Source organism: Paenibacillus sp. VTT E-133291, from assembly GCF_002264395.1.
Taxonomy (GTDB): domain Bacteria; phylum Bacillota; class Bacilli; order Paenibacillales; family Paenibacillaceae; genus Paenibacillus_AQ; species Paenibacillus_AQ nitricinens.
Genome location: NZ_NFVA01000043.1, coordinates 12840 through 30467, shown reverse-complemented (window position 1 = coordinate 30467; position 17628 = coordinate 12840). Strand labels below are relative to the sequence as shown.

The 17628-nt window shown below is 43.6% G+C and carries 16 protein-coding genes; 1 reads left to right on the top strand and 15 read right to left on the bottom strand.

Going from position 1 to position 17628, the window contains the following annotated elements:
* Window positions 1-14 precede the first annotated feature (14 nt).
* The 14 genes from rny to sleB form a co-directional block, all read right to left on the bottom strand.
* Window positions 15-1556: a ribonuclease Y gene (rny, locus tag CA598_RS17615; RefSeq protein ID WP_042128807.1), complete on the bottom strand. Its 1542-nt coding sequence runs from the start codon at window positions 1554-1556 to the stop codon at window positions 15-17.
* Between the two features lie 316 nt (window positions 1557-1872).
* Complete coding sequence (locus CA598_RS17610; protein WP_094870271.1) at window positions 1873-2604, bottom strand: regulatory protein RecX; 732 nt, start codon at window positions 2602-2604, stop codon at window positions 1873-1875.
* 163 nt (window positions 2605-2767) lie between these two features.
* Window positions 2768-3835, bottom strand: a complete 1068-nt coding sequence (gene recA / locus CA598_RS17605) for a recombinase RecA (protein WP_094870272.1) — start codon at window positions 3833-3835, stop codon at window positions 2768-2770.
* A 299-nt stretch (window positions 3836-4134) separates the two neighbouring features.
* Window positions 4135-5421: a competence/damage-inducible protein A gene (locus CA598_RS17600; RefSeq protein ID WP_042189391.1), complete on the bottom strand. Its 1287-nt coding sequence runs from the start codon at window positions 5419-5421 to the stop codon at window positions 4135-4137.
* Between the two features lie 109 nt (window positions 5422-5530).
* Window positions 5531-6118: a CDP-diacylglycerol--glycerol-3-phosphate 3-phosphatidyltransferase gene (gene pgsA / locus CA598_RS17595; RefSeq protein WP_094870274.1), complete on the bottom strand. Its 588-nt coding sequence runs from the start codon at window positions 6116-6118 to the stop codon at window positions 5531-5533.
* Window positions 6119-6270: 152 nt separating this feature from the next.
* Window positions 6271-6762, bottom strand: a complete 492-nt coding sequence (locus CA598_RS17590; protein WP_094870275.1) for a YajQ family cyclic di-GMP-binding protein — start codon at window positions 6760-6762, stop codon at window positions 6271-6273.
* A gap of 202 nt (window positions 6763-6964) precedes the next feature.
* Window positions 6965-7126, bottom strand: a complete 162-nt coding sequence (locus CA598_RS32335; protein ID WP_179281593.1) for a hypothetical protein — start codon at window positions 7124-7126, stop codon at window positions 6965-6967.
* Window positions 7127-7206: 80 nt separating this feature from the next.
* Complete coding sequence (locus CA598_RS17585; protein ID WP_094870276.1) at window positions 7207-8169, bottom strand: helix-turn-helix domain-containing protein; 963 nt, start codon at window positions 8167-8169, stop codon at window positions 7207-7209.
* Window positions 8170-8210: 41 nt separating this feature from the next.
* Window positions 8211-8978 (bottom strand): DUF3388 domain-containing protein, encoded by a 768-nt coding sequence (locus tag CA598_RS17580; RefSeq protein WP_042128818.1) that lies wholly within the window; start codon window positions 8976-8978, stop codon window positions 8211-8213.
* A 176-nt stretch (window positions 8979-9154) separates the two neighbouring features.
* Window positions 9155-9418, bottom strand: coding sequence for a DUF3243 domain-containing protein (locus tag CA598_RS17575; protein ID WP_094877312.1), 264 nt, complete (start codon window positions 9416-9418; stop codon window positions 9155-9157).
* 136 nt (window positions 9419-9554) lie between these two features.
* Entirely contained in the window at window positions 9555-10283 is a 729-nt protein-coding gene (gene ymfI, locus CA598_RS17570) for an elongation factor P 5-aminopentanone reductase (RefSeq protein ID WP_042194125.1), read from the bottom strand.
* Window positions 10284-10322: 39 nt separating this feature from the next.
* Window positions 10323-11603, bottom strand: coding sequence for an EF-P 5-aminopentanol modification-associated protein YfmH (gene yfmH, locus CA598_RS17565; protein ID WP_094877311.1), 1281 nt, complete (start codon window positions 11601-11603; stop codon window positions 10323-10325).
* Window positions 11604-11605: 2 nt separating this feature from the next.
* Entirely contained in the window at window positions 11606-12883 is a 1278-nt protein-coding gene (yfmF, locus tag CA598_RS17560) for an EF-P 5-aminopentanol modification-associated protein YfmF (RefSeq protein WP_094870278.1), read from the bottom strand.
* A 137-nt stretch (window positions 12884-13020) separates the two neighbouring features.
* The gene (sleB, locus tag CA598_RS17555; protein ID WP_094870303.1) at window positions 13021-13887 is read right to left on the bottom strand and encodes a spore cortex-lytic enzyme; all 867 of its coding nucleotides are present in this window, start codon (window positions 13885-13887) and stop codon (window positions 13021-13023) included.
* A gap of 163 nt (window positions 13888-14050) precedes the next feature.
* On the opposite strand from sleB, the gene CA598_RS17550 reads away from it, so the two are divergent.
* The gene (locus tag CA598_RS17550) at window positions 14051-14386 is read left to right on the top strand and encodes a hypothetical protein (RefSeq protein ID WP_094877310.1); all 336 of its coding nucleotides are present in this window, start codon (window positions 14051-14053) and stop codon (window positions 14384-14386) included.
* A 554-nt stretch (window positions 14387-14940) separates the two neighbouring features.
* Here the strand turns inward: CA598_RS17550 and CA598_RS17545 are convergent.
* A complete protein-coding gene (locus tag CA598_RS17545) occupies window positions 14941-17601 on the bottom strand; it encodes an FtsK/SpoIIIE family DNA translocase (protein WP_094877309.1) in 2661 nt (886 codons plus the stop codon).
* Between the last annotated feature and the right edge of the window lie 27 nt (window positions 17602-17628).

Below are 17628 nucleotides of genomic sequence, written 5' to 3'. Positions count from 1 at the left end.
ACCTTATATTCCACCTATTTAGCGTATTCAACAGCCCGTGTCTCACGAATAACGGTAACTTTGATATGTCCTGGATAATCCAGTTCACTTTCAATCATCTTCGTAATATCGCGAGCAAGACGGAATGCCTCTGCATCGTCAATCTTCTCTGGCTGTACCATCACGCGTACCTCACGGCCCGCCTGAATAGCAAATGATTTCTCAACACCTTCGAATGACTCTGAGATTTCTTCCAGTTTTTCTAGACGTTTAATATACGTTTCCAGTGTTTCACGGCGAGCGCCAGGTCTTGCTGCTGACAATGCATCAGCTGCACCAACCAACATAGCAATAACCGAAGTAGCTTCGCAATCTCCATGATGAGACGCGATACTGTTGATAACAACCGGATGTTCCTTATATTTCTTCGCTAGTTCAACGCCGATCTCAACATGCGATCCTTCTACTTCATGATCCAGCGCTTTGCCGATATCATGGAGTAATCCTGCACGTTTTGCAAGCACGATGTCTTCCCCAAGCTCACCGGCCATCAGTCCAGTTAAATAAGCAACCTCCATGGAGTGCTTCAATACATTTTGACCATAGCTTGTACGGAATTTCAGACGACCCAGAATCTTGATCAAATCTGGATGTAATCCGTGAACACCCACTTCGAAAGTAGCTTGTTCACCATACTCGCGAATTCGTTCGTCCACTTCTTTGCGGGATTTCTCCACCATCTCTTCAATTCGAGCGGGATGGATACGTCCATCTGCCACAAGCTTCTCAAGTGCCGTACGGGCCACTTCACGGCGGATTGGATCAAATCCCGACAAAATAACTGCTTCCGGCGTATCATCAATAATGAGGTCGATACCTGTGAGAGTTTCAAGTGCACGAATATTACGGCCTTCACGACCGATAATCCGACCTTTCATCTCTTCGTTCGGCAGGGTAACAACTGAAACTGTTGTCTCCGCTACGTGATCAGCTGCACAGCGTTGGATAGCGAGTGTAATGATTTCGCGGGATTTCTTATCCGCTTCCTCTTTCGCCTGCTGTTCAATCTCTTTGATCATTTGAGCCGTTTCATGGCGAACTTCTTGCTCAACATTGCTAAGAATAATACTTCTTGCATCTTCGATGCTTAAATTGGAAATTCTCTCCAATTCAGTGACTTGGTTTTTGTAAATAACATCAATTTGCTGTTGGGTTTCATCAATTCGTTTCTCTTTGTTAGCTACTTGTTCTTCTTTTCTTTCAAGCGATTCCATTTTTTTATCCAGAGATTCTTCCTTTTGCAGCAAACGTCTCTCTTGCCGTTGGATTTCATTCCGACGTTCACGAGTTTCTTTCTCAGCTTCAGTACGGATTCTATGGACTTCATCCTTAGCTTCCAATACTGTTTCTTTCTTCAGCGCCTCTGCGTCTTTCTTCGCGTTCTCCACGATGACTACGGCTTCTCTTTCTGCGCTTTGAATTTTAGCTTCTGCAAGGGATTTACGAATAAAATAACCGAACCCAAAGAATAATGCAGCTACAACGAGAACGATAATGACCCAGATCCATGCTTGCATCTGTTCACCTCCTCGTTGGTTCCTCTCCAAGGTATATCCCTGGGAATTGTGCAGTTGTTAAACTATCCGTTCATCACCATACAAAAAACCGGTAAATAACCGATTGCCATACTGCACATGCTGCACATGCACACTGCCCGCCTTATCCGGCGATTACATTTCATATGAGTTGTACGCGAACCGTTTTAAAAAGTCCCCTTTTTGGGAAGGAAAAAGGATTCTTACTTTATGCCGATTCATGTTATATTTTATTATTTATAAAAAGACATTGTCAAGAGAGTCGATATGCGCATTAATGTCAAGAGAATCAGTGAGTCTAGTAAAATTCCTCATCTTCACCCTCATAATTGTCTTCTTCAAGTAAAGTATTAATCACTTGTCGCACCATATCACCCGAGAATCCACGCCGCATTAAGAAGGCTCCAGTCTTTCTGCGCTTATCTGTGGCTTCACCACGAATAAGATTCCATTTCTTACGGCCAATCTGAAGTGCACTCTCTAGTTCTTGTTCAGGACTGACATTCTCTAGTGCTTCCGAAATCAAGGTTTTGTCGATTCCTTTCTCACGTAGCTCTTGGCGAATCCACATTTTCCCCTTTCGCTGGTTCGTAATGCGTTGCTCCGCCCATTGCTTTGCATACAAGGGGTCATCAAGAAATCTTTCTTGCTGCAGCCGTTGCACCACTTCCGCAATAATAGTCTCCCCTATTTCCTTCTGCCGTAAACGGCGAGTCATTTCCATAGCGGTTCGTGGCTTCCGTTCTAGATAACGAAGTCCTTCTACATAAGCTCGCTGTCGCTCATCAGCAACAACAATTTCCTCCAAATCGGCTTTCATAAAAGAATTTCCAGTAATCATCCGATATTTAATCATGACGTCTTCGTGTACAGTCATGTTATAGGCTCCGAAATGTATGATATAGCGGTGGTCCGATTTCTTCTGACGTTCTACCTTAGTAATTTCTAAAAGTTCTCCATCAGGAAAATCAGATAGGACCTGTACGTCCTGCTCATCCGATTCAAAATCCATATCCAGCTGTATTACCATAGTTACTTGTCACCTCATAGCAATAAAATATCCCCACAAAGTGTCGCTTAAATTCGATGCATACTCAGGTACTTTGGGGGACCCCAAATATATATTTTTTATACTGTTAAGAAAAGACACCCTGCAACAATGAATCACAGGGCGTCCTATTCCTTAATAAATTCTATTGTTCGATTTCGAGAAGTAGCTTCTCTTCTTCCTCTTGCTCTGCAATGATTTCCGCTTCATTTGGTGCAGCAACAATAGTGGACAGATTACTTGCTTCACGGATCTTATTCTCAATGATGAGTGCAATATCTTGATGTTCTTTCAAGAACTGTTTGGCATTCTCACGTCCTTGGCCGAGACGCTCACCCTCATAGGAATACCATGCACCACTCTTATTCACGATGTCCATTTCAGTACCGATGTCTACAAGACTTCCTTCTCTGGAAATCCCTTCACCATACATGATATCAACATCAGCTTGTTTAAATGGAGGTGCTACCTTATTCTTCACAATCTTGATCTTGGTGCGGTTACCTACAACGTCGTTACCCATCTTAATACTTTCGACGCGACGAACATCCAACCGTACGGAAGAGTAGAATTTCAACGCCCGACCACCCGGGGTTGTCTCAGGATTACCGAACATAACACCAATTTTCTCACGAAGCTGGTTAATAAAGATAGCAATTGTATTCGATTTACTAATGGCACCAGATAGCTTCCGAAGCGCTTGAGACATCAAACGAGCCTGTAGACCGACGTGAGAGTCACCCATATCACCTTCGATTTCCGCTTTAGGAACCAATGCAGCTACGGAGTCAACGACAATAATGTCTACTGCACCACTTCGTACAAGTGCTTCAGCAATCTCAAGTGCCTGTTCACCCGTATCTGGCTGAGATAACAACAATTCATCAATGTTTACGCCCAAGTTACGTGCATACTTCGGATCGAGCGCATGCTCAGCATCGATAAATGCAGCTTGTCCTCCTTGTTTTTGCACTTCTGCAATAGCATGAAGAGCAACAGTTGTTTTACCGGAGGATTCAGGTCCGTATATTTCAATGATACGTCCCTTTGGAAGTCCGCCTATACCTAACGCAATATCAAGTGCCAAAGATCCGCTAGGTACAACTTCCACTTGCATATGAGTGGATTCTCCCAGTTTCATGATCGAACCTTTACCAAATTGTTTTTCTATTTGACGAAGCGCCATATCAAGCGCTGCACGACGATCTGACAATCAGACCACTTCCTTCACTGTTTATAATAATATAATAACGTGTTTTTGAGGTCTTGCCAAGCTTTTTTTCGAACATACATTCGTTTTTTTTGTCTCAAGCGTTAATTATCCCTTTTATTGTAAGCCTCCCTCCGGACATAGAAGTTAACTGATTTCTCTACTTCACCGGACATCAACGACTTATGATCAAAACCAAAACAGCGATCAAAATCTCCGCAGATATACAAAAAACCGCAGCAAAGAAATCTCAGTGCCACGGTTCTTCCGTATGTCTCAATTATAACTGGGCTAATCTCCCATTACAAGTCTGAGCCTTCTAGCGGTGTCTCCACCTTCCGTTCCTCAAGTCTGCGCCATAGACGATACAACAGAGCTTTAACAGTACGCAGTCGTATATTTTCACGTGTACCTTTAAGATTAAGCTCATACACTTCTGTCTTACGCCCGCGTTCAGCTAAACCAATAAATACAAGTCCAACTGGCTTACGTTCAGAATAGCCTGGTCCTGCTACACCCGTTACAGATAAACCGAAATCACTATCCGCGATCATTCTCACCTGATCAGCTAACACCTCGGCAACTTCACGACTAACTGCCCCTGGAGCATCTGGCCCCTCCAAATATGCACTTGGCACATTTAGAAGTTTTTTCTTCAGGTCGTTGGAATAACAGACGATTCCTCCCGCAAACATCGAAGCACTGCCGGGAATGTTAGTTATACTCTCCATCAGCAAGCCTCCAGTGCAACTCTCTGCCGCACTTAAAGTCAGACCTGCATCCGCCATCCAATCCACAATCAATTGCTCCAGCGGCACATCAATATTTGCATATAAATGTTCTGGCAAAATCTCTTTGATCTGTTTCTCCAGAATCTCCAGCTTCTTGTATGCTTCATGCTCGGAAGGCGCCTTTGTCGAAATACGAACGGTTACCTCTCCCTCTTTAGCGTAAGGAGCTATGGTTGGGTCTGTCTGGCTGTGAATAAGATCAATTAGCTTATCCTCAAGCAGTGATTCTCCGATACCGGCAAATTTAAGCATTTTAGAATAAAGTGGCATTTCTGTCGTCAGAGCGTGCTGCTGGAGCCACGGTACAGCTTTATCTACGAACATCGGCTTCATCTCTCGAGGCGGACCCGGAAGCACAATATAATATTTCTTTTCATGCTCAAAAGCAATGCCAACAGCAAGACCAATCTCATTTGGCAAAGGTGTGGTGCCTTCAATTATAAGTGCCTGTTTACGATTATTCTCCGTCATTACGATCTTGCGATCATCAAAGAAACGTTGTACATGATCCATTGCCAAGCGATCTATATGAAGTGTGCGGCCTAAGGAAGCAGCCAGCGCGTCCTTCGTTAGATCATCTTCTGTAGGACCGATACCACCGGTAAATATGATAACATCCGCTCTGCTTTGAGCGATCTCAATGGCTTGTTGCAGACGGCTGCTGTTATCCCCAACTACGGTTTGAAAATATACATCAATCCCAATAGCAGCTAGCTCAATAGACAAAAACTGGGCATTACTATTTACGATTTGACCGAGCAAAAGCTCTGTGCCTACTGCAATAATCTCCGCTTTCATACTTGGCTTTCGCCTCCTCGTTATAATGTAGATACACTGCTTTTAGGGTTTAAAAAAGGTAATAGGTGCTTTACCTATTACCTCTCCTATATGTAGCTACCTATAATGCTTAAGCATTATGCAGCTGTAATAGCTCCTTATTCTTCACAAAATAATCAATTCCAGAGTAGATAGTGATCAAGGCTGCAGCCCAGATGGCAATATCGTCTACAGGAATGCTGACGAATTGAAATGGGAAATTATTCAACAACAGCAGTGAGATCGCTACAATTTGTACAACCGTCTTTATCTTCCCCCATTTGCTGGCGGCAACCACTTTTCCTTCTAACAATGCTATCTGGCGAAGCCCGGTTACTGCGAACTCACGACTAATGATAACAATTGCGATCCATGAATCACATCTGCCCAATTCCACAAGTGAAATCAGAACTGCGGAAACTAACAGCTTGTCCGCTAACGGATCAAGGAGCTTACCGAGATTGGTGACCATATTATATTTCCTAGCTATGTAGCCGTCTATTCCATCTGTACTCGCAGCAAGCAAAAAGATTACAGCTGCTACCAAATGATTAACAGATAGCTGAAAAGAGCCCCAATGTATCGGTTCTGGATAAAAGCTGAAATCCACCAGCAAAAAAAACATCATAATCGGGATTAGGCAAATACGTGATAGCGTGATGCGGTTGGGTAAATTCACTGAAGTTCCTCCCCTAAATCGTTCATACAAATTGCCTGGATCAGGCTCATCTTTTTCTACTTAAGCAAGTATATTATAGCTATAAATAGGTGTCAAAAAAAATACAAAGCACCCCGCATATGGTGCTGAAGTGCACTGCGGGGTACCAATTTCTATTTCATGTTCATGAATTGCAAATCTAGTGGCAAATCGGCTTTACGTAAGATCTGGATAATTTGCTGCAAATCATCACGGTTCTTACCGGTTACACGGATCTGATCTCCTTGGATCTGGCTCTTCACCTTCAATTTCGAGTCACGAATCAGGATATTAATCTTTTTCGCGTTCTCCTGATCAATCCCTTGCTTAAGACCTAAGCGCTGACGAACACTTCCCAGGGAAGCAGGCTCTACTTTGCCGAAATCCAAGTTCTTCAGCGTGATGCCTCTCTTCACCATCTTCGATTGTAAAATATCAATAACAGCGTTTAACTTATATTCGTCCTCAGAGGCGATAATAAGTGCGTCTTTCTCCAGCTTCAGACTACTCTTGCTATTCTTAAAGTCAAAGCGGTTGTCAATTTCTTTCTCTGTTTGGTGGATCGCATTGGTTAATTCCTGCATATCCATTTTAGATACGATATCAAATGAACTTTCTGAACTCATAACTACACGTCCTTTGTACTTTTTAGTCTGCTACTATTATAAAAGAATGATACCCTTAAGTCTAATATTGGATAATATGTACCTCACCCGACACAGAAAACAGCCCCACATAGTGGAGCTTTTCCTTCGAAATGAGTTGTGTTTCAGGTAGAAATAGGTCTCCAATGGAAGATATCCCTTGGAGACGCACATTCTAAATTCTCTATCTGCTTCGAAGCGGGCTCCGAAACATATCCAGAATTCCAAGCACAATATGTGCAAGACCGAACCCGAGAATTCCATAACCCCAAGCACTTGGTGTCATATAGTATCCGATAAGACTGACAATAACCCCAAGTCCAGCTACAATCCAGCTAACAATCATGAACGCACACCCCACTTTGGCTAAGAAACTGGAAACACTCTTATGTTCCCCGCAAAGCCAAAGTCTATGCATCATTTTTCTTATTGGCCTGTTTCATTAGTCTGGTCGGTAGTATCGGTGGTACCTTCATTCTGGGTCGTTTCACTTCCAGTACCATCATCCAGATTAAGTAGCAGACGAGATGATGTCTTTTCATCTGTAATTACTTGTCCATTGACAGTAATCTCAGTAGCTGGTGAATAACCAGATTTAATATACATTCCTTCACTTCCAAGCACAAAGCTCATACGATTTCCAGCCGCTGTGTTTCCAAATGAAAGTTTTTCACCTTTAGAGTTCTCACCTTTATACACCTCAAGCCAGCTTACTCCAGTAGCAGAAATTTCAACCTTCACTTCACTTCCAGCCGGAGCTGAAACCTTGAATTTTGTTGTTTTCCCTGCTTTCCCATCCGGTGTAACTGTAATGGATTGCGGGGAAGGTGTAGGTGTTGGTACTGGCGTAGGCTCTGCTGTAGGTTCCGTTGTTGCTTCTGTTCCTGCCGAAGAAGTTGGCGCCACAACGCCTCCTCCTGAAGCCGGTGGAGATGTTTGGGCTGTCGTAGGATCCTGCTGTTCGTTCGTCAGATTTGTCTGATCAATCTGAGCAGGGTCCGGTTTGTTCAAGCTAGAAGCATAAATGTAAATCACAACAATAATCAATATTGGAAATGTCCACATTAACACTGTTGGCAGCCATTTTGCATTCCGTTCTGTTTCTGGTCTACGGCTCCGTTTTTGAATCACCGTTTCCATGGCTGTGTCTTCGGGAGGGGCTGGTACATTCCCATGCTCCTCAAGCAGTTCGTCAGGGCTCATCCCTACTGCCTCTGCGTACGTTTTGATAAACGCCCTAACATAAAAACTTCCTGGAAGCACCTTATAATCTCCAGACTCGATGGCTTCCAAATACTTTTTGCGAATTTTCGTTACTTCCTGGACATCGTCAAGACTCATCCCTTTTTGCAGACGCGCCTCTTTCAATTGCCGGCCCAGTTCCGACATACCATCACCTCCTGTAAATTTCAATGAATATCATTGGTGTTCTATAAATCATCACTGTAGCTAGTCGTGAACGACTCGTACAATATTTCTTCATTTGGATTATTGCGAAGCTCGATAATAATATCAAAATCATCAAAGGTATACTCAGATTCCCGCACAAAAATATCTGGATGCTCGATCACTTTCGTGCTTGGCATACTCATAACATTTTGTAATAAATTATAATGCTTCTCATTAGAGCGGATCGTACTAACAATACCATCAATAATAAATACATTATGCGGGTTCATCTCATCTTCTGCTAATTGACTTCGCACCGTCTGACGTAAAAGTGTCGAAGAAACGAACGTCCACCGCTTCATCGCACACACACTGCCAGCAATGATCGATTCCGTCTTTCCTACACGGGGCATACCTCGAAGTCCTATTACCTGATTTCCATCTTTTTTAAACAGTTCCCCGAGAAAATCGACCAATAGTCCAAGCTCATCCCGGGTGAAACGAAACGTCTTCCGATCATCTGAATCCCGTTCAATATATCGCCCATGGCGCACAGCCAGCTTGTCTACGAGTCTTGGAGACCGCAGAGCTGAAACTGTAATATTATCAACTTTCTTGAGCATTTCGCCCATTAGCATTATTTTGTCATCGTCATTGGTCTCCAGCAACATTCCGCGAGTCTTTCCTTCAACGCCATTAATCGTCAGAATGTTGACTTCTAGCATCCCTAACATTGAAGCGATATCACCAAGCAGACCGGGTCTGTTCTTGTGAATCTTGTATTCCATATACCATTGTTTATATTCCACTTGTACACCTCATAGATTCCTTTTCCCGCACTTTGATATACATCAAAAAAATGCCGTTCAGACAAAGCGGTCTGAAACACGGGTCATGTTAATGATATATAAAATAAAAATGAAAGGCAAGGTCAGTCCTGTAATAATTGCAGAAAAGCTCCCACAAGGGGAGCTTTTCCGCAAGCTTAGGCGTGATTTTTCGCCAACTTGACCATGAGTTTAGCAATCGTCTGCTTTTCTTCATCGTTGCCGACGTCCCATAGCTCTTTGATTGCACGGTTTTGAGTGTTTGCTGGATCCACTTTTTCATCGAGGAATTCCCCAATTTCAAAAGCCAGCTTTGAGATTGTGTCTTCGCTCATCCCAAGTTTCTCCGCCTGTACAACTCGGTTTCCCAGGAATTTCTTCCAGGTGTCAAAGTTTTTGATTACGCTATCTTCTTGTGTCATCTTAAATCCTCCTTCATGTTTACGGTCAAACACCTGCATACAGGCTGTAAGCCGCCTTACGTGAGATTTAAAAACAACACTTATAATATGTCTTAGAAGCTAAGTTATTATGCTGGAGCTTTTCTCCAACTGAAGATCAGGTAATCCATCCACCATTTGGACTAATAATTTGGCCAGTAATATACCCGGACTCAGGCAAAGCCAAAAAATAAATTAGTGAAGATATTTCATTAGGCGTAGCCAAACGCCCTACTGGAATCTCATCCTCCAGCATACGGACTTCATCCTCCTGTAAATTGGACAACATGTTCGTATTAACCGCTCCTGGAGCTACCGCGTTAACCGTTACACCAGATGGAGCCAGCTCTTTTGCTAAAGCTTTTGTAAAGGCATTCACTCCGCCTTTGCTAGCCGAATAAGCTACTTCGCAAGAAGCTCCAGTGATTCCCCAAACGGAAGAAACGTTGATGATACGACCATAACGTTGTGATACCATGTAAGGCATGAAGATTTGACTGCACATAAAGGTTCCCTTCAAGTTAATGGACATAATGTCATCCCATTCCTCTTCGGTCACGTCAGCGAGCATTCCGTAATGCGATTTACCGGCATTATTGACGAGAATATCCGGCTGCATCCCATTACTCTCAAGCTTTTCAGCCATACGTACAATCTGACTACGATCCTTCATATCGGCGTTTACTGTCATTACCTTTGCCCCAAGGGCCATGCAACGCCGCGCGACATCATTCGCAGCTTCATGTGAGTGTTTGTAATGAATAACTATATTCATCCCCACAGAAGCAAATCGTTCCGCAATGGCGCCGCCGATCCCTCCGCTTCCCCCTGTAATGAGCACTGTCATTTCCCCTAGTGGTTTGCTGCTCTCTCCCAAAACGCTCACCTAAGGACTCACCACCAATGAAACGGCAAGCTGTTCCCATTTTACATGGGCTTGCAGACGCTCGTTAACTTCCGCCAAAGTAATCGACTCATACATAGGCAGAACTTCAAACAGGTCACCACCGCGGAACTGGTAGCGTGTAAACTCATGTGCAATACTTTCAGGGGAATTAAGCATACGCAAATATCCGCCTATTTTCTTTTTCCGTGCCCGCTCGAAATCCTTCTCCGTAAAGCCAGACTTTAAGATTAGATCTACTTCTTCTTTAATTCGGTTTAACAGCAGATCAGGATCCTTCGTATCCCCACCCATTGCAGAAAAAGCATACTGCGGAGAACTATTAAATTCATGTCCAAAGCTGTCCGAGATCAATTCCTCATCATATAACTTTTGATACAACGCTGTGCTACTGCCTACCAACAAATCGAGCATTAGCTTCGTTATCAGATCGCGTTTTAGAGAAGCCTCACCTGTTAGATCTTCTACTTTTTCCTTAAAACCAAACATGATTTTCGGCATCGAAACAGCAAGCTTGCTTTCTAGCCGTTTTGTAGCGACTTGTTCGGGTTCATCTTCAAAAATACGCTTGATTTCACCCTGCTTGCCGTAGGTTTTACCTTTTTGATTAGCACGAATCAAGGAGAATACTTTCTCCGGGTCCACACCCCCAACCACGAACAACAACATATTGCTAGGGTGATAAAAAGCGTTATAACATGTGTACAGCGTTTCTTTCGTGATCGTACTAATCGATTCTACCGTACCTGCAATGTCAATCCGAACCGGGTGTTTCGAATACATCGCTTCAATAAGGCCAAAATACACGCGCCAGTCCGGATTATCAGCATACATATTGATTTCTTGTCCAATAATTCCCTTTTCCTTTTCTACATTTTCATCTGTAAAATAAGGTCGCTGAACAAAATCAACGAGCGTACTAAGATTGGTCTCTATATTCTCTGTTGCTGAGAAAAGATAAACGGTCTGATCAAAGCTTGTAAAAGCATTGGCCGAGGCTCCATTTGAAGCAAAGGTAGCAAAAATATCGCCTTCCGGCTCTTCAAACATCTTGTGCTCTAAAAAGTGAGCAATACCATCAGGAACAGTGGTCTCTTCTCCACCTGCGACATGAAAATGGTTGTCAACAGAACCGTATTTAGTTGCAAATGTAGCATAAGTCTTTTTGAAGGTTGGTTTCGGCAACACATATACCTGAAGTCCGTTATCCATGACCTCATGATAAATGGTCTCTTGAAGTCTGTCGTAATGAATTTGTTCCATCGTTATTCCTCCTTTCCTGTCAAGAAATAAATCGTATCCAGCTGAAAGGTTTCGGCAGCGGCTTTTACATCTTCAGCACCGATTTGTTCCACCTGCCCCAATAGCTGATCCGCTGTCCGTTCTTTTCCTGACAACTGGCGGTTGAAGTCGTAAGAGATCATTTCAAAAGCAGAATCCGGAATCTCGGAAAGCTGATTGCGGATCATAGCTTTGGTCTGACTCAGTTCCAGATCACTGATATTGCCAGCTTTCATCTCTTCCAATTGCTTCTCTATAATGTCCACGGCTTTGCCGTAATTTTGCGTTTCGATGCCGGATTGAATCGTTCCAATGCCCTTGTGGCCGTCATAACGAGACGAAGCATAGTAGGCAAGGCTTGCCTTCTCACGTACATTCACGAAGAGTTTAGAGTGTGGATACCCTCCTAATATACCGTTGTACATAATCGCGGAAGCGTAATTATCATCCTTATAAGTAATAGAGGTACGCAGGCCCAGATTCAACTTGCCCTGACTGACATCCAGCTTCTCTTCTACAGTCCGTACCTCATTAACCGATACTGGTATGAACTTAGAGCTATATAAGCCCACCTCGGACTGAACCCGGCCGAAATGACGCTGTACAAGCTGTTCTACTTCCTCAGTGGTTGTGTCACCCACTACATAAAGATCAAGGATGGCTTCATCCAGCCAGGAATTATACGATTCATACAAACTTTTCGGAGTGATTTGATCCAGGTCCGCTCTTTGACCCAGAGGGTGAAGACGGTATGGCTCCTTGCGGCACATTTCCTCAATACAGCGTTCAGCGGCGTAACGTATCTTGTCATTTACGATAGACTCCAGCTTCTTGCGAACGGTTTCACGCTCTGTTGCAACATACGAAGGCCGGAAGCTGCCGTCTTCAACTAATGGACGAGTCAGTACTTCACCTAAGAAAGCGAAGGATTGTTCAAGTAAGCTCTCCTGGCTTTGCACAAAAGAGTCATTAATCGTATCCATGCGGAACTGAACGATTTGATAATCGCCTCTTTTATAAATATCAAACCCGAACCCAGCGCCATACAGCTCCTCTAAACGCTCGCGGAATTGCGTAGTCTCAGGATAAGTCGCGGTACCTCTGCGAAGCACGAATGGAGCCAGTGCAGTAGAGGTTACTGTATTCTCATCAAGAGGGATCCCTGCATAAAGTGAGATCGCATAGGTCTTGAACGCCTTGGTTGGCATAACGTGAATGCGCAAGCCTCCTACGGTGCCATGCTGAAATACATTATTAGTCAAGTCCAAAACTCCTTTACGGCGTGGATAGTTGCTCTACATCATGTTTATGAATTATTAACCATTCTAAACCATTCCAAAGTAAGGAAGCAACCGGAAGCCTCTTCCCGGTTGCTCTTTGAATTCTCTATCCTACTGTTCTACATACAGAAAATATGCTGACCTATCGTCTTAACCTGAGGCCGGCTCCAAATCCATTTTGAGGTAGCCGTTTTAGGGTTGAAGTAATACAGACATCCTCCGGATGGATCCCAACCACTGAGTGCTTGCTGTACTGCCTTACGTGCTTGCTCATTTGGCTCCAGATAGATTTGGCCATCGGCTACAGCTGTAAATGCTCTCGGTTGAAAAATAACACCAGACGGCGTATTCGGGAAACTAGGTGATTTCACACGATTTAAAATGACCGCAGCCACAGCAACCTGACCTTCAAAAGGCTCACCTCTGGCTTCTCCATACACGGCATTGGCCATGATCTTCAGATCATTCTCCGATAAACCCATCGAATTGCCTGAAGACAACCCTGGAGAATTCGATTTATCTGTCGTATTTGTTTTATTGCCAGTGTTTCCCTCTGCTGTCTTATTTCCCGTGCCCGTAGAAGGCTCAGTCGGCTTCCAGTTCTTCGTGGCGTTATACAGCTTCAGCTTCGTTTTGGCACCTACAATGCCATCAGACTTCATTCCGAACTTCCATTGAAACCAAGTGACTGCATTCTTCGTTTTCGGCCCAAACTGACTGTCTATTTTTCCGGCATAATAACCTAAATGCTTTAATCGTCCCTGCAATTCATAGACATCCTGACCCGTGGACCCAAGCTTAATGGGTGTTGTACTGAAAGCCGGCAAGGCTTCTTCGTCAGGATTATTTAACTCGTGGACAAATGACGCAGCAGCACTTTGCTTGGTCTGAACAATGCCATTCCCCTTGAAAAACGTTCCTGCAAACGGCGCGGCAGCAAGTGCAAGAGTTAAAGCAGCAAATATCCACATCTTTTGTTTCTTCATAGGGTTCGCTCTACCTTTCTTTTGTAAGTTCTGCATGGATGGCTAAAGTTATTATGACGACTGTCAGCGCATCCTATGCATTACTAAAAAGAAGAAATAGCTTTCCATTGTAATTGAGAATGATTATCAATTATAATCGAAATAAGAAAACCATGGAGTTGATATGAATCATGAATTTAAAGGACACATTTTACTGTGGAACCACGCATTAATTGAAATTATAGATATACGTCATACTTCTCAACCTTTTAGTGATATGAATTCACAATATAAGCTACCCTCAAGCGCATTTTTATTGATCGTACACGGCAAGACCCAAATTAAGATTGATGATGTAGCACATGAGATCAGTAGCTTTCATATTCTTCATGGTGGAAAAGGGATGACTATTCAATTCTTACGCACCGAGGAGCTTCAGGAGTATTACTTGATTTTGTACAAAGCAAATCTTTCTCTTACATCGCGTAGCAGCTTAAAAACAATCAATGGAGCACAATAATCCCTTTAATCTCCAATATGGATTTATGCCTACTAATCCTCTGTCCTTATTTGATAAGATGGGTAGTATTGTTTAATGAATGGGGTAAAACCGGACTTTTAGATCAGCTATATGTCAAAACTCTTTTTTATCATCATTTTATAAAAAGAAGCTGCCCCAAAGCCATAAATGGCTAATCAGGGTAGCTTCCTTTTTATAGTATAGTCCAAGTGCAGGTTCGCACTTTTAGGGAAAAACTCCCTAAAAATATTCGATATTTCCTAATATTGAATGAAATCAGGGAATTCCTCCCTAAAAATCAGGCCAATTCCTTTATTTATTACCAAAATTAATAAATTATAGGGAACTTTTCCCTAATTGTAATTCTGAGGGCCATAATATCAGTATTTCAGGGAGAAATTCCCTAATTCTTTAATGCAGCTTCACAAAGACCATTATTTGAAGGGGCGTTTACACTTCTTCAGCAGAGTAAGGGGCGGTGCCCAAGTAGTACAAACTACTTGAGCACCGCCCCTTCTCACTGTCTATTAAATGCTAGAACTGACTTGTCCAGCTTAAGAACTGATCTTGTTATGCTGATATTGCTCCAGTGACACAAGCACCTCACGCGGCTTGCTGCCCTCGTATGGCCCAATGACCCCACGAGCCTCCATGGAGTCAATCAAACGGGCTGCACGGGTGTAACCAACCCTCATCCGGCGCTGTAGAAGCGAGACCGAAGCCTGCTTCGCTTCAAGCACGATCGTTACGGCCTGCTCATATAACTCATCCTGAGGTTCCTGATCTTCTGCGATTGTGTCATCTACTTCTGGAACAATAGACTCATCATATTCTGCTTCCCCTTGACTACTGACATATTGAACGATCGTCTCAACCTCCTGATCGCTCATAAAAGCACCCTGTACTCGAATCGGTTTAGAAGCCCCCATCGGTAAGAACAGCATGTCTCCTCGACCCAAAAGCTTCTCCGCGCCTGGCATATCCAGAATGGTTCGAGAGTCTACATTGGACGATACACCAAAAGCTATACGAGAAGGAATATTAGCCTTAATCAAACCTGTAATGACATCTACGGAAGGACGCTGGGTAGCGATAATTAGATGAATACCAGCTGCACGCGCCATCTGTGCGAGTCGACAGATAGCATCCTCTACATCGTTAGCGGCAACCATCATCAAATCCGCAAGCTCGTCCACAATAACAACAATATAAGGAAGAATAGCCGCTGGATTCTCAGCCATCAGCTTATTATAGCCTTCCATGTTCCGTGTTCCCGATTTGGAGAAGAGTTCATACCTTTTCTCCATTTCCACAACGATCTTCTTTAAAGCTAAGCTCGCCCGCTTCGGATCAGTAACCACTGGAGCCAGAAGATGCGGAATCCCATTATAGACATTCAGCTCTACCATCTTCGGGTCCACCATCAGGAATTTGACTTCATCAGGTTTAGCTTTGTATAAAATACTCGTAATAATCCCGTTAATACAAACCGATTTACCAGAACCCGTTGCACCAGCCACCAATAAATGGGGCATCTTCGCTAAATTACCGATAATTGTCTGACCCGAAATATCACGTCCAAAGGCAATCGATAATCTGGACTCTGCTTCCTGAAAGATCTGTGTTTCCATAACTTCACGCATAGTAACAACAGACACTTCGGAATTTGGCACCTCTATTCCAATTGCTGATTTACCCGGAATGGGTGCTTCCATACGTATATCTTTGGCAGCAAGAGCAAGTGCAATGTCATCCGTCAGATTAACAATACGGCTAACCTTAACACCAATATCCGGCTGAATTTCATACCGTGTAACCGCTGGACCTCTAACTACTTCAAGAACCTTTGCCCTTACTCCAAAGCTCTCAAGTGTAGCTTCTAGCTTACGGGCTGTCTGCATATAATCATTCTGATCTCCCGCTTTGCCGCTGTTGTTAGGTTTAGCTAGAAGACGGAAAGATGGCAACTTATAAGGCTTTGGTGGAGGTGGTGCTGGTGGTGCAGGAACGATCTCGCCATCCGGAGTAGCACTTAGCAATCCATTCAAGTCTATGTTCACATTCTCCTCAGGCTCATCTGAAATCTGTTGATGAATTGGATTAGCCCCAGTAACAGGAGCTTTGCTAGTAACACCACGAGCCGCTGGAGAGAATTCACTCCAATCCTCCCTATCTTCCTCATTCAACCCTTCTGAGCGGATATGCTCAAAGAAGTCGCGGATAATTGGCGTCACAGGTTCCATATCCATATCTGCATCATCAAAATCCTGATGAATATCCTCAAGTGAAGTCACACGACTATCTACTGAAAGCCCGGAAATGATCGGACCGTGCGAAGCACTGGTTACAATTGGACCTTGATCATCATTCCCAGAATCGGCTTCAGCCTCTGAACGGGTGGAGCCTGAGAACCAACCGGATATTTTTTTCAAAAGAACAGGTTGCTTGCGGTTAGGTAAATATCGATCGTCTTCTTCCTCTTCGTCATCTTCTTCATAGACAGGCTGCTTCACCTGCCGAGTCTTAGCCTGGGCAGCTGATTTAGAAGGTCTAGCCGCTACCGGGACTGCCTTCGGACGGTTTGCCGCATGGAGACGAATCCCCTCCACAAACTTAACCGTACGAACTCGTAAAAGAGTAATAATCTCTACATAAGAGAGATTTGTAATTAACATAAAGCTGATGGCAAGCATAACTATCATGAGCAGCTTAGCGCCCAGACTACCAAAGAGCCACAGCAGCGCAGCATACTCCAACCCGCCGATATATCCACCACTTATATCCTTACCCAGCATATAGACATTACTATTGTTAACACCAGGCGAAAGAGATCCCGAAAGATCATTATGTATTTGTGTCATCACGTTGCCAGGATGGAGCAAGGACAACGGGCCAAGCTTCTGCTCCATTGCAGAAATCGTACTCATAAGGCACATGGAAAGCAGAAGCAAAAGCACGCCTGTATGCCGACTGTTCCAAGAAGAAGGCCATCTTCGATGGATCATAACCATAAGCCCATAAAAAATACCAATAAGCGGCAACACAAAATAAAATCTCCCTAATAAATAACCCGCCATACTTGAAAGTGACCGCCCTACCGCCGCTTCACCGGACAGAGCAATAACGGATATCGTTATTAGTAAAATTCCATAAATTTCATATTTTAAAACGCTGCCGAGCAGCGCTTTTTTCTTTTTCTTTTTTCGTTTAGCCACGCCAGCCACCCCCGGAACAACATTATA